Source organism: Aminobacter sp. NyZ550 (assembly GCF_025628925.2).
GTDB classification, from domain to species: domain Bacteria; phylum Pseudomonadota; class Alphaproteobacteria; order Rhizobiales; family Rhizobiaceae; genus Aminobacter; species Aminobacter ciceronei.
In genome coordinates, this window is sequence record NZ_CP114190.1 from 474,270 (window position 1) to 486,978 (window position 12,709).

16 protein-coding genes are annotated in these 12,709 nt (G+C 65.1%); 11 read left to right on the plus strand and 5 right to left on the minus strand.

The genetic code is table 11. From position 1 onward, the window contains the following. Position 1: 1 nt before the first annotated feature. From N7E70_RS02370 to N7E70_RS02380, 3 genes are all read left to right on the plus strand, one after another. Positions 2-400, plus strand: a complete 399-nt coding sequence (locus tag N7E70_RS02370; RefSeq protein WP_263005430.1) for a VOC family protein — start codon at positions 2-4, stop codon at positions 398-400. A gap of 74 nt (positions 401-474) precedes the next feature. Further along, positions 475-792, plus strand: coding sequence for a hypothetical protein (locus tag N7E70_RS02375; RefSeq protein WP_263005431.1), 318 nt, complete (start codon positions 475-477; stop codon positions 790-792). A gap of 187 nt (positions 793-979) precedes the next feature. Continuing rightward, the gene (locus N7E70_RS02380; protein WP_263005432.1) at positions 980-1,156 is read left to right on the plus strand and encodes a hypothetical protein; all 177 of its coding nucleotides are present in this window, start codon (positions 980-982) and stop codon (positions 1,154-1,156) included. Positions 1,157-1,170: 14 nt separating this feature from the next. On the opposite strand, the gene N7E70_RS02385 is transcribed toward N7E70_RS02380, so the two are convergent. Then, positions 1,171-2,349 carry an MFS transporter gene (locus tag N7E70_RS02385; protein ID WP_263005433.1) on the minus strand — a complete coding sequence of 393 codons (1,179 nt, stop codon included), beginning with the start codon at positions 2,347-2,349 and terminating at the stop codon, positions 1,171-1,173. Between the two features lie 394 nt (positions 2,350-2,743). On the opposite strand from N7E70_RS02385, the gene N7E70_RS02390 reads away from it, so the two are divergent. The 4 genes from N7E70_RS02390 (at position 2,744) to N7E70_RS02405 (ending at position 5,376) form a co-directional block, all read left to right on the plus strand. Continuing rightward, on the plus strand, positions 2,744-3,409 hold the full coding sequence (locus N7E70_RS02390; protein WP_263005434.1) for a helix-turn-helix transcriptional regulator: 666 nt from the start codon (positions 2,744-2,746) through the stop codon (positions 3,407-3,409). Positions 3,410-3,543: 134 nt separating this feature from the next. Next, the gene (locus N7E70_RS02395; protein ID WP_263005435.1) at positions 3,544-4,668 is read left to right on the plus strand and encodes an epoxide hydrolase family protein; all 1,125 of its coding nucleotides are present in this window, start codon (positions 3,544-3,546) and stop codon (positions 4,666-4,668) included. Positions 4,669-4,780: 112 nt separating this feature from the next. Beyond that, on the plus strand, positions 4,781-5,152 hold the full coding sequence (locus N7E70_RS02400) for a dihydrofolate reductase family protein (protein WP_263005436.1): 372 nt from the start codon (positions 4,781-4,783) through the stop codon (positions 5,150-5,152). Next, positions 5,113-5,376 (plus strand): dihydrofolate reductase family protein, encoded by a 264-nt coding sequence (locus N7E70_RS02405; RefSeq protein ID WP_263005437.1) that lies wholly within the window; start codon positions 5,113-5,115, stop codon positions 5,374-5,376. The genes N7E70_RS02400 and N7E70_RS02405 overlap by 40 nt, the downstream gene beginning before the upstream one ends. A gap of 13 nt (positions 5,377-5,389) precedes the next feature. Here N7E70_RS02405 and N7E70_RS02410 read toward each other — a convergent pair whose 3' ends face one another. Continuing rightward, positions 5,390-6,412, minus strand: coding sequence for a helix-turn-helix domain-containing protein (locus tag N7E70_RS02410; RefSeq protein WP_263005464.1), 1,023 nt, complete (start codon positions 6,410-6,412; stop codon positions 5,390-5,392). 151 nt (positions 6,413-6,563) lie between these two features. Here N7E70_RS02410 and N7E70_RS02415 point away from each other — a divergent pair, with 151 nt between their 5' ends. Then, on the plus strand, positions 6,564-7,622 hold the full coding sequence (locus N7E70_RS02415; RefSeq protein WP_263005438.1) for an alpha/beta hydrolase family protein: 1,059 nt from the start codon (positions 6,564-6,566) through the stop codon (positions 7,620-7,622). A gap of 29 nt (positions 7,623-7,651) precedes the next feature. Here N7E70_RS02415 and N7E70_RS02420 read toward each other — a convergent pair whose 3' ends face one another. Next, positions 7,652-8,293, minus strand: a complete 642-nt coding sequence (locus tag N7E70_RS02420) for a TetR/AcrR family transcriptional regulator (RefSeq protein ID WP_067955371.1) — start codon at positions 8,291-8,293, stop codon at positions 7,652-7,654. Between the two features lie 110 nt (positions 8,294-8,403). Here N7E70_RS02420 and N7E70_RS02425 point away from each other — a divergent pair, with 110 nt between their 5' ends. After that, a complete protein-coding gene (locus tag N7E70_RS02425) occupies positions 8,404-8,952 on the plus strand; it encodes a GFA family protein (RefSeq protein WP_263005439.1) in 549 nt (182 codons plus the stop codon). Further along, positions 8,936-9,238: a DUF6958 family protein gene (locus tag N7E70_RS02430; RefSeq protein ID WP_263005440.1), complete on the plus strand. Its 303-nt coding sequence runs from the start codon at positions 8,936-8,938 to the stop codon at positions 9,236-9,238. Before N7E70_RS02425 ends, N7E70_RS02430 begins: the two co-directional genes overlap by 17 nt. A 12-nt stretch (positions 9,239-9,250) precedes the next feature. Here the strand turns inward: N7E70_RS02430 and N7E70_RS02435 are convergent, their stop codons facing one another. Both N7E70_RS02435 and N7E70_RS02440 read right to left on the minus strand, forming a co-directional pair. Further along, positions 9,251-9,763 (minus strand): Clp protease N-terminal domain-containing protein, encoded by a 513-nt coding sequence (locus N7E70_RS02435; RefSeq protein WP_263005441.1) that lies wholly within the window; start codon positions 9,761-9,763, stop codon positions 9,251-9,253. Positions 9,764-9,772: 9 nt separating this feature from the next. Continuing rightward, a complete protein-coding gene (locus N7E70_RS02440) occupies positions 9,773-9,991 on the minus strand; it encodes a hypothetical protein (protein WP_067955378.1) in 219 nt (72 codons plus the stop codon). Between the two features lie 219 nt (positions 9,992-10,210). Between N7E70_RS02440 and N7E70_RS02445 the strand changes: the two genes are divergently transcribed. Beyond that, positions 10,211-12,670 (plus strand): EAL domain-containing protein, encoded by a 2,460-nt coding sequence (locus tag N7E70_RS02445; protein ID WP_263005442.1) that lies wholly within the window; start codon positions 10,211-10,213, stop codon positions 12,668-12,670. Positions 12,671-12,709: the final 39 nt, after the last annotated feature.

Here is a 12,709-nt window from a genome sequence, read left to right on the forward strand (position 1 = left end):
CATGCTTCATCACATTTCGCTCGGTGTCTCCGACATCGACCGCGCAGCAGCATTCTACGACGCGGCGCTTGCCCCGCTCGGTTATGTCAGGGTCTGGGAAGACCTTGCGCCCGGCGCCGACGACCAGGCCGTCGGCTACGGTGTCGCAGGCGGCAGCGACAAGCTGGCGCTCAAGCAGCGTAGCATCGGCCAGCGCCCGCCGGGCCCCGGCTTCCACCTTGCCTTCGCCGCGCCCGACCGACAGGCGGTCGCGGCATTCCATGCGGCGGCGCTCGCTTATGGTGGCACCGACAATGGCGGCCCCGGCCTCAGGGAACATTATGGGCCGACCTATTTTGCCGCCTTCGTGATCGACCCTGATGGGCATCCTATCGAGGCGGTGTTCAACCAGGCCGGCTAGGCGGGCGCCGGACGCGCCTGCAACTCAAGCCCCGGAGTTCTGCCGGGACAGCTTGCCGGCAAAGCCGACCAGGCATGCGCGGTTTGAACGGCCTCATTCGCTGTGGCCTGGGCGAACTTGCCACCGATGGCGGCAGGCGGTCCATTTGGGTCATTGACGTTCTCTCTGCCGCGGCGCCAATGCTGACATTGTGCGCGCTGGCGATCTTGCCAGCCAACCAACCCGATGGAGGACGCATGCCCAAGGTCAGAGGTCAGAGCGCTCTCGACAAGGAGCGCGCCAAAACGGAGAAGCTTCTCAAAAAGGTAGGCTACACCGCCCTGAAGGAGGCCGGGGTGAAATCCAGGCGACCCGACCTTCCGAACCTGAAGACCGAAAAGCGAGAGAAATAACGCGGCCCTCTACGCTGCCCGCAGCCTCCCGGTTGAACCCCCTCTGCCGAACTGCTCAAGTCGGCGCTGAATCGCGCAAGGGCCGTGGCATGGTGGATTCTGATCGGATCGACAAGCTGATCGTGCGGTGCCCTCTGCCTTGGCATTTTCACCCGACTTGGCGGCAGCGCGGCGAGTGCACACAGCCTTGAGGCTGCGCTCAGCATCGCGCCCGATCGTCTGTCGCGACTGCTTTGTCATCTTCATGAATGCCGACACCACCACCGTGCTGCTGCGCACCGGCCTGACCGCCGCCGCTGTCACCCACGACTATGCCGCCGGCGACGCGGTTTTGGAGCCGAGCGGCTTCCGACCCCAGGCTTGATTGACGGCTCCAGTTCAGCGCCGGAGGGTCGCGAATGCTACCGTCAGCGTCACCGCGAACATCGTGGCCGCCACAACGATCAGCGCGCTCGACAGGGACGCTGCCGTCAGCACTGCACTGGCAAAAATGATGCCTATGGCACTCGACGTGCGCAGCAAGGCGAACACTTCGGGTCGCCTGCGTGGCGGGGCCAGCCGGTCGAGAACGAGCGAGTAGTAGGTGCCGAGAGGCGCCAGGACCAATCCGATGAGGACGGCGCCGACGACCGTGGTCACAAGCGATGGTCCGAGTGCGGCGAGTGCGGCTCCAAGCGTCAAGACGCACAGCAGCAAGACGACGGCCCTGCAGCTTACCATGCGGTTGCGCACGCTGACCCAGATACCACCCGCGACCGAGGCCAGGCACAGCGGCACCGTGAACAGGATGGCCAGCGTCGGCGGGTAGCCGAATTTCAGGGCGAGCGCGACGGCTCCGATTTCGATGGCCGCGACGGTGGACGAACCTGCAGCCGAACAGACGAGCCACAGCAGGATGGAGGGGCTGAGCACCGAACCCTCGGCATGAGGCGCGTGCTCGACATGGCTCCTGTCCGCCTGCGGCACCAGCAGGGCCGGAATGGCGCCGAGCAGTGTCAGCGCGAGCAGGGCAAAGACGGGCGAGACGGCGCCAAGGGCGGACGCCACCACCGGACCAAGAACAAAGGTCAGCTCATTGAGGGTAGCTGCAATGCCGAGCGTTCGGGGCAGATGCGAAGCAGACGTGAAGTGATTGAGCAACGCGCGCAAATATCCGAATGCCGCGCCGTTGACCAAGCCGGCCACAGCCGCGAAGACGACAAGCAAGGCAAACGGCGCCTGGTAAAACGCGCACAAAACCACGGCAGCCAAGGCGAGCGTGCGGAAGGCCACCAACAGCCTCAGGAAGGTCGCGGCTGAACGGTTCGTACCGAGCCGTGTAATCGGGATGGCGCCGACGACCTGTGCAAGGGTCATGGCCAGGATCATGGCGGCGCCGCCCCGTGCGTCGCCGGTGAGGCCCAAGGCGACGAGCGAGAACGCCACCGGCGCGGAAGCCTGAGGAACGTTCAATGTCGCCGACGAGGCAAACCAGCGGAGCAGCGGCCAGCGGCTCAGAGGCCTGTCGAGCGGCTCAGAAGCGACGTCACTGGAGGAAGGGGCGCCAAGTTCGGTCATCTCGAAGCTGATACCACCGACATGATCGGACGCGGTTCATGCCCGGCAGCACGATACGCGAACCGGAGTTCCCGAAGCGTCTCAGCCATGAGGCGACCGTTTTCAGGACAAGGCGCGAGGACAGGATGATGACGGCACATGAACAAGCCCTTTGATTGGGCCGGGCCGTTCCCGGACATTCTTTCCCTGGCGGGAGAGGACGTTACCTCGCGGGCAGGAAACTACCCGCCGTCACCGGCGTGTCAAGCTGCGGCCGGCGTCCGAAAAGGCTTGAGCCAACAGCTATCGGCCATAGCCCCAACGGTGTCGACCAGCGCCACCTCGGGGCCAGTGCACCCTTGCCTCATCAGGCAACTCCGGCGACACTGCCCCGGCGAGGAGCGCGGCGGCTGACATGCATGAGGTCGTGACACTGGAAGGCTGGTCGTCGCCGTTCGTCGAGTCGGTGACGCGGACAAGCTTTGCGACCGGCGGCTCGATGCAGATCCAGCCGGATGGCTGCTGGGACGTGGTCATTTTCAGGAACGGCGATACGACCACCGTGCTGCGCACCGGTCTGACCACCGCTGCCGTCTGCCATGACTATGCCGCCGGCGACGAAATCCTTTCCATCGCCTTCAAGCCGAGCAGCTTCATGCCGCTGATGCCGGGCGAGGTCATGCGCGACCAAGGGGTGGTGCTGGACTTGATCGGCAAGGACCGCTTCCGGCTCGGCTCCGACGTGCTGGAGATCCCGACCTTCGAAACGGTCGACGGCTTCGTCCGCAAGCTGGTGCGCAACTCCATCGTCGAGGACAACCGGGTGGTCGCCTCAATCGTCTCGGGCCATCCGATGGCGATGTCGGAGCGGACGCTGCAGCGGCATTTCCTGAAGACAACCGGCGTCACCTACAAGACCTTCACGCAGATCGAACGCGCCCAGAAGGCGCTGGTGCTGCTGCAACAGGGCCGGCCGGCGGCGGACGTCGCCTTTGCGCTGGGTTATGCCGACCAGCCGCACATGATCCGCTCGGTCAAGGCGATCATGGGCGTCACCCCCGGACAGGCCGCGCGCAGCTGAAACTGTCGGAAATCTTCAATCCGCAAGACCATGCCGCCGGCTAGAAAGGATGCACTTTCAACCCTGTGAACGGCCCCCTGAGATCGCACGATTTTCGCTGGGGTCATGCACATAGCAAAAATGGACACGCGGCAATGTCTGACATCACCCCTTTCAAGATCGCCATTTCTGAAGCCGATCTGGCCGACCTCAAGGCGCGGCTCGCCAACACTCGGCTCGCCAACGAGATTCCAGGCACCGGCTGGAGCTACGGCATGGCATCCAGTTTCGTCACCCGTGCGATCGAGCGGCTGAAGAACGGCTTCGACTGGCGCACGCAGGAGGCAGAGATCAACGCCAACGCGCAGTTCGTCACCGAGGTCGACGGCCAGACCATCCATTTCCTGCATGTGAAGTCGGGGGTTATCGATGCCGTACCGCTGCTCCTGCTGCATGGCTGGCCGAGCTCGTTTGTCGAGTTCCTCGGCGCGATCGGGCCGCTGACTAAGGCTGGCTTCGATCTCGTCATCCCGTCGCTGCCCGGCTTCGGTTTCTCCGGCCCGACGCGCGCGACAGGCTGGAATGACGGCCGCATCGCCAGCGCCATGCTCGAGCTGATGTCGCGCCTCGGCTACAAGCGCTTCGGCGTGCAGGGCGGCGATGCCGGTGCGATCATCGCCCCTGCCATCGGCCGGGCAGCACCTGACCGGGTCATCGGCGTGCATGTCAACGCGGCAACGATGGGCTTCATTCCGCTTGGGCCCATCGATGCCAGCGAGATCGCCACGTTCAGCGATGCCGAGAAGAGCCGATTGCAGCGCCTGCAACAGTTCATGGCCGAACGCTTCGGCTTCAATGCGCTGCAGTCGAGCCGGCCGCAGACGCTGGCCTATGGCATTTCAGACTCGCCGGCCGGTCTCATCGCCTGGCTGGGCGACATGTTTGCCGGCTTCGGCGACAGCCCTGATGCCGTCGAGCTCGACCGGTTCCTGACCAATGTGCTGGTCTACTGGTTCACCGGAACCGCTGCCTCATCGACCCGGCTCTACTATGAAAATGCGCATGATCCCGAGGCGTGGTCGCCGAAGCCGAATTCGGGCGTGCCGACGGGCGTTGCCGTCTTTGCCCGCGACGAGGTCGCCATCCGCCGCTACGGCGAAGAAGGCAACACGATCCTGCGCTGGACGGAGCTTGCCAGCGGCGGCCATTTTGCGGCGATGGAAGTGCCTGAGGTCTGGGCGGAAGAGGTCGCGGCCTTCTTTGCCGGGCTGCAGCGCTAGCTGCCTGAGATTGCGGAATGCGACAGCGCGCGGCCAATGAAATGGCCGCGCGCTGTCGGTATCTGTCGTTCCCGTGCGTCCTCGGGTCAGGACCGCAACGAAGGAGACGGCGATGAGAGAGCTGGTGTTGAAGATGTCCATGTCGGTCGACGGTTTCGTCAGCGACCTGGACGGGCGAAACGGCTGGATGTTCGGCACCGACCAGGAGGCCAAGGCGTGGAGCGTGGAGTTCCTGTGGAACGCCAGCCTGCACATCATGGGCAGCCGCACCTTCCATGGCATGGCCGCCTGGTGGCCAACGTCCACCGACCAGTTCGCGGCACCGATGAAGCAGATTCCCAAGGCGGTGTTCTCGCGGCAGGGGCCGGCAATCCTGGCGAACGCCACACGGCGACCACGCAGGCTGCGCTGCAAGCCGGCGCGGAGAGCTGGGCGCAGGCCTATGTGGCGAGCGGTGACCTCGCGGAGGAAATCGCCAGGCTGAAGGCGCAGGAGGGCAAGCCGATCGTCGCCCATGGCGGGGTCAGCTTTGCCCGCAGCCTCGTCGCCGGCGGGCTGGTCGACCGCTTCGCGCTGCTGGTCGTCCCTGTGGCGCTTGGCCAGGGCCTGCCGCTGTTTTCCGAACTCGCCGCGCCGGCCCGGCTCGAGCTGGTGAGTTCGAGAGCCTTTCCAGGCGGTGCCGTGGCGCAGACCTACCGCGCGGCGTGACGATGGCGGCCGCTCAAGCGGCGTTCGCGGCCCTGCGCCGGTTCTGCTCGCGCCAGGAGGCGGGGCTCAGCGTGGTGACGCGGCGGAACTCGCGGTTGAAGTTGGACTTGGTCTGGAAGCCGGCATCGAGCATGGCCGATGTGACCGACATGTCGGTGTCCCTGAGCAGGCGGCAGGCTTCCGAAATCCTGACGTCGTTGATGTACTGCGAAACATTCTTGCCGGCGAGGCGGTTGATGGCGCCCGAGATCTGTCGCGCCGGCACGCCCGCGCGGCGGGCCAGCCTGGACAGGGTCAAATTGTCGTCGCGATAGAGCTTCTGGTCGATTAGCAGGCGCTGGACCTGATCGAGCACCTCGCGGTCCTGCTCGGACGGCGACGGCTCGGGTGGATTGGTCTGGGTCGGTGTCGAGGGATGGGCGCGCGAGGCGACGAAGGCAGTCAGGCCAATGAAGAACAGGCCGAGCAGATTGGCGTTGCTGGCAATGACGGCGGCGTTTTCGCCCTGCCATTTTTCGAAGGCGAGCAAAACACCGAGGTCGAACAGGGCCGACAGGCAGAGCGCGACAGCGGCGATGACCAGCGCGCGGTGGGCGGCGACCGCGCTGTCGAGGCGCGCCTCGACCAGAGCGTCCGGGCCACTGCGTCCGAGGTGCAGCACGGCGATTGCATAGCCGACGAACAGCACGACAAGTGCTGCATCGATAAAGGCAGGCGCGAACAGCACGATGGCAGTCATGACCAGAGGCGGCAAGGCGTGCAGCCAGCGTGTGGCACCGCCCTGGGTGTCATCGCGCTGGAGCAAGGTGCGGAAACTGAACAGCACCAAAGGCGGCAGGCCGGCAGCCAGGATCGGCTGGACATAGCGCGCCGCCTCGACATGATAGCCCCAGCGCAGACCGACGACGACCGACTGCACGGCGCAGAGCGCGACGAGGACGAGGAAGGCGGTGTTGCCGCCTGATGTTTCGCGGGCGCGCAATGCTGCGACGAGCAGGATGACCAGCAACAGGGCGGCGACGAAGGACAAGGGCACGAAGATCAAGGCGAATCCCACCGGAGAGCAGACAGCCGATCATGGCCTCTATCGCGATCGAGCACGACCTGAATCGCGATCGAGGACGCCGATAAAGGGTCAATTTCGCCATTGCTCGTTCGTCTTCATCCGCAAACAGAGCGAGGTTCCCGTGCTCCAGTTTCTCACCACCATTCCCGCCCTCATCGGCTTCGTCTCCGCCTGCTTCGCTTCGGAAGCGGGCGTCAAAGAGATGTCGGTGCCGCAGTCCGGCCGCGATCTATCCGTGACCGTCTGGTATCCGGCAGCCGTCGGCGGCAAGCCGACAATTGTCGGCGACAACAAGGTGTTCAAGGGCGCGGCAGCCAGCATCGATGCACCCGTGGTGCCGGGCCGCCATCCGCTGGTGCTGCTGTCGCATGGATCGGGCAGCCGCGTGCAGGCGATGAGCTGGCTCGCCACCGAGCTTGCCAAGGCGGGTTTCGTCGTTGCCGGCCCCAACCATCCGGGCACGACCAGCGGTTTTTCCACCCCGGCCGAAACGCCGAAGCTGTGGCAGCGCACGGCCGATCTGTCCGCCGTCATCGACGCACTGGCCAAGGATCCGGCCTGGAGCAGCGTCATCGATGCCGACAGGATCGGCATCGTCGGCTTCTCGCTCGGTGGTGCCAGTGCCATGGAGCTTTCGGGCGCGCGCGCCAATCTCGAGGCCTATGCCCGCTATTGCGACAGCTACAAGAAGTGGGACTGCGCCTGGTTTGTGAGCGGCGTCGGCTACGTCAATGACGAGAAGATTACTGTCGACAAGGTAGACCTGCGCCGCATCGACCGGGCGCGCTTCGAGCAGTCGAACCTCGACCAGCGGATCAAGACGGCGGTGCTGGCCGATCCCGGCCTCGCCCAGGCCTATGACCCCGACAGCCTGAAGGACATCGCGATCCCGATGCACTTCATCAATCTCGGCGAGGGTGAAGGCATCCCGCTGGCTGTCATCTCCGATGGGCTCGCGAAGCTGACGTCCAAGGGGACCTATGCGACCGTGGCGGGTGCGACGCATTTCAGCTTCCTGCCCGAGTGCAAGGACGGTGCGGCCGAACTGCTCAAGTCGTTTGGCGAGTTCGATCCGATCTGTTCGGACGAGGCCAGCCGACCACGCGGCGAACTGCATGCCGAGCTGATCGGGCTGGTGAAGGACGCGCTGGTGCGCGACCTGATGGCATCAGGTCAATGAACCCTGCGGCGCCGGCCACCAGCCGGCGCCTATGCCCGATGCGTGGCGCGCGGGCCGAAGGCAGCGAGGAAGATGCGCACGCTTTCGGCAGCGTGGCCGCGGCAGGCCGCGGCGGGCAGGATGGCGTCGTCGCCCAGAAGCATGGCGTCGTTGACGGGGGCCCCCATCACCAGCCAGTTGAAGAACGACGCCGCGGCCTCGAGGTCGTCGGCCTCGATCTGGCCGAGCCTGCGGTAGCGCTCGAAGGCGCGCGACAGGCGGGTGATAGAGCGCTGCGGGCCGAGCGCATGCAGCGCCCTGCCCAGTTCCGGAAAGCGCTCGACCTCGCCGATGACCAGCCGCCGCAGTTGCATCAGCTTCGGCGTCATGACGATGGTGAGCTGAAGTTCGGCAAATTCCTGGAGGTAATCGGCGATCGGGCGGTCGTCGACGGGGTCGGCGACCTGCTCCTGGTGGACGTCGCCGGCAACGCCGGTCAGCCCCCTGACGACATCGAGGAACAAGGCTTCCTTGCTGTGGAAATGGGCATAGACGGTCTGCTTGGAAACGTCGGCGACCGCTGCGATCTCGTCCATATTGGCGCCAAGGAAACCGTTGCGGAGAAACAGGCCGGCGGCGGCATCGAGGATAGTGTCGCGTGTCCGTTCCTGGCGCGTTTTGGCGGTCTTCATCAATGCACGTCCCTGTATCGGCAGCTGCGATTTCGAGCATAAGCCGAAGCCGTTGACAAATCAAACTGGACGGTCCAGTCTAGTTTCAATTCGACGGACGAGGTGATGAGATGGCTGACATGCGACGGATCGCCTGCAGATGCGGACAGGTGGCATTCGAGGCGAGCGGCAGGCCGATCGTCGGCGCGATCTGCTATTGCTCCAGCTGCCAGAAGGCAGGCGGGATTTTCGCCGCGCTACCCGGCGGCGCGCCGGTGCTCGAAAGCGACGGCGGCACGAACTACACGCTCTACCGCAAAGACCGGATCCGCTGTGCGCATGGCGCCGAGCTGTTGCGCGAACACCGGCTGAGCCGGACGGCGCCGACCCGGCGCGTGGTGGCATCCTGTTGCAACTCGCCGATGTTTCTGGAGTTCAAGGGCGGGCATTGGCTGTCGGTCTATCGCGAGCGCATCGACCCCGCCGACCGGCCACCGGCCGAGATGCGCACGATGACCGCCGACCGCAGGTCCGGCGTCGAATTCACAGACAGCCTGCCGAGTTATGCCAAGCATTCCGGCCGCTTCATGTGGCGGCTTTTGTCTGCCTGGGCGGCGATGGGTTTTCGCGCCCCCAAGATCGAATATGTAAAGGGAGAGCTCGATGTCCAAGGCGGCTGAGAAGATCGAGATCCGCAACATCGTCTCGCCCAACCATGTCGTGCGTGTCGACAAGGCAAAATACACCGCCATGCGCGACGCGTTGCTTGAGGTGCTGCCGGCAACCACGCCGGGCCTGACCGTGGCGGAAACCAAGGCGGCGGTGCTGCCGATCCTGTCCGAGGAGCTGTTTCCCGGCGGCGACAAGGCCGGCTGGTGGCTGAAGGCAGCCCAGCTCGACCTCGAAGCACAAGGCGTCATCCAGCGCGAGACGACCAAGCCGCTTCGGCTTCACCGGGCGAAGTGAGCGCGTCCCGGCTCAGGGACGCGCATCGGCGCCGGCGACAGCTTCGGCGGCGGATCTGAGTTGGGCAAGGTCGATGCCCATCGCCCGCAAGGCGCGGGCGGCAACGCCGTGCGGCATGCCGGCAACGATGGCAACGACATGCGCGCCGAGCAGCGGGCCGTGCTGGCTTCGGCTTGCCGCCAGCGCCTGCATGACCTCCTGCCCGGAGGGCGACGCATTGAATGCGCCGGGGCGTGCGGCCAGCCGCTCCGACCCGGCCGACGACGACGAAGCGATGTCCAGGCCGATGGCGGCAAGGGCGTCGCCATACTGACGGGCGATGGCTTGGTGCAGCGCCGCGGGATCCGCGCCGACCGCTGCGAAGACTTGCCGCGCCGTGCCGTCGGGCAGGTCGAGTGCGGCGAGCAGGAAGTGCTCGACGCCCGGCTCGCGCTGATGATCCCGCAACGCATGTTGCTCCGCCCCGGTGCATAGCGTGCCGATCGTGCCGATGTCGTTGAAACGCGCCTTGATGCGGCTGAACATTCTCGTCTCCTAGCTCTCCGGCCCATCGCCGATGTCGGACAGCCGCTTGTGGGCGGCCTGCTTGCTGACGCCGAGTGCCTGGGCGATCCGCGCCCATGACCAGCCCTGCCCGAGCGCCGACCTGACCGCGCGCCGCTCGAGCGTGTCGGCCAGCCGTCGCAAGGCAACCACCGCGGCCAGCGCTTCGTCGGGATCATCGGGCAAATGCAGGGCGTTCAGATCAACCATTCGTCAACATTAGTTGACGTAGGCAATTCCGTCAACCCAAGTTGACGGAAGATCGCTGGCAGCAGGCCGGAAATACCTTACCCTACGTCAATGTACTGGATAGTGCTTTGAACCTTACAGGGAAAGGAATTTTAAAGCTTGCTCATATAGGTAGTGCAACTATTCGCGCCGCAAACGCGAGGGAGAACAAGCTGGGGGGCGAGTTCGTTCGCCATACATGTGACGAGACAACGCGACATCAGATCCAGGTTTCAGCTCATCGGGCTGCTGTGGCCCTTCATCGCCGTTGTCCTGATACAGACCGTCATTGCCGGTGCCAGTCTCTATACCTTGTCTGCCGTGCGCGCCTATGCTGCAGGCGAAAGCGCCTGGTCGAAAGGCCACAAGGACGCGATCTACTATCTGACGCTTTATGCCAATTCCGGCGATGCCAACTATTTCGAACGTTTCCGCCACGCCATTGCGGTGCCGCTGGCCGACCGCGACGCGCGCCTGGCGATGGAAAAACCGCTGCTCGACTATGACGCCGCCTATGACGGCTTCCTTCGCGGCGGCAACCATCCCAACGACAATCCCGGCCTGATCTGGCTGTTCAAGAACTTCCGCCACGTGCCTTACCTGTCCAATGCCGTCGACCGCTGGGTCGACGCCGATCCGAAGATCCTGGAGATCGCGGCACTCGGCGAGGCCATGCATGCCGGCATCTCGAGCGGCAGTGCCTCGGCAGAACAGCTCGCGGCGTGGAAGAAGGACATCCATCGTCTGCACGAAGAGACGGCACCGCTGGCTGAGGCCTTCTCCGTCTCGCTCGGGCGCGGCTCGCGCGACATCACCGTGCTGCTGCTCTGCGTCAACGTGGTAACCGCAGGCGCCCTGATCCTTTTGGCGATGCGGCGCACGGGCAATCTGCTGGAGCAGCGCCGGGCGTTTGAAAGCGCTTTGAATGCCGAGCGGGAGCGCGCCCAGATCACGCTGGCCTCGATCGGCCAGGCCGTCGTTGCAACCGACGCCGAGGGCCGGCTCGACTATATGAACGAGGCGGCCGAGGCGATGCTCGACTGGCATGGCGCCAGCGCCAAGGGCAAGCCACTCGACCAGCTGTTCCGGCTGGTCAGCGAAGAGAGCGACGAAGAAGACAACGGCTTCATCGCACGCGTCCTTTCGGGCGAAGCGGTCGGCGGCAGCGGCGTGCCACAGCAGCTGATGCGGCCGGACCTTTCGAGCGTCGCAGTGTCGCTGGTGGCAGCGCCGCTCTATGTAGACGGCAAGGTGGCGGGCGCGGTGCTGGTGTTCCACGACCGCACCAAGGAACAGGAATTCATGGCGCAGCTGTCGTGGCAGGCGAGCCATGACACGCTGACCTCGCTGGCCAACCGCCGCGAATTCGAGGCGCGGCTGAACGCGTCGCTGGTAGCCCTGGCCAAGCGCCCGGCGGTGCACGCGCTGATGTATCTCGACCTCGACCAGTTCAAGATCGTCAACGATACCTGCGGCCATGCGGCCGGTGACGAACTCCTGCGCAAGGTGTCGGCGGCACTGCACAGCCGGTTGCGCCCGACCGATCTTCTGGCACGGCTGGGTGGCGACGAATTCGGCATCCTGATGGAGAACTGCCCCGAGGAGCTCGCGGCAAGCACCGCCGAGAGCCTGCGCCAGGCCGTCGACGAGCTGAACTTCGTCTGGGCAGGACGGGCTTTCAAGATCAGCGTCAGCATCGGCGTGGTCGGAATGTCGGATGCCAGCATGACGCTGGAAGAGATTCTGCGCAGCGTCGACGTCGCCTGCTACATGGCCAAGGAGCGCGGCCGCAATCGCATCCAGATCCAGCAGATCGGCGACATGGAGGTGGAGCAGCGGCTGAGCGAGATGGCCTGGGTGCAGCGCCTGCGCGAAGCGCTGGAGCAGAACCGTTTCCGCATCTTCGCCCAGGAGATCGTGCCGTTGCATGGCGATGGCGCGGCAGGCGCCCATGTCGAGCTGTTGGTCCGGCTGGCCGATGCCGAGGACAAGCTGATTGCACCAGGCGAATTCATCCCTGCGGCCGAGCGCTACGGGCTGATGCCGCTGATCGACCGCTGGATGGTGCGCCAGGCCTTCGGCATCCTGGCCCGGCAGACGGCCGACGCTTCACCGATCACCACCTGCGCCATCAACCTGTCGGGCGCGAGCTTCGGCGACGACAGCTTTGCCGACTACGTATTGGAGCAGTTTGCCCGCAGCGGCATTTCGCCCGCGACCATCTGCTTCGAGATCACCGAGACCAGCGCGATCGCCGACCTCGACCGGGCGGCCCGCTTCATCGCCACGCTGCAGGCGCATGGCTGCCGCTTCTCGCTCGACGATTTCGGTGCGGGCATGTCGTCGTTCAGCTATCTCAAGGCCCTGCCCGTCGACTACCTCAAGATCGACGGCGGCTTCGTCAAGGACATGCTTGTCGACCGCATCGACCGCGCCATGGTCGAGATGATCCAGCATATCGGCGAAGTGACGGGCAAGCGCACCATCGCCGAGTTCGTCGAGAACGACGACATTGCCAGGGCGTTGCGCGACATCGGCGTCGATTATGCGCAAGGCTTTGGCATCGCCAAGCCGCGGCCATTTGGCGAGCACTATGTTGGCATCAAGAGCCGCAGCTTCGAGGCAAGGATCCGTGCGCCCGACGTGGCGCTGGCAAGCTGAGCCCATGTGCGCTTGCGGCACGGTCGCAGCAGCGCAACA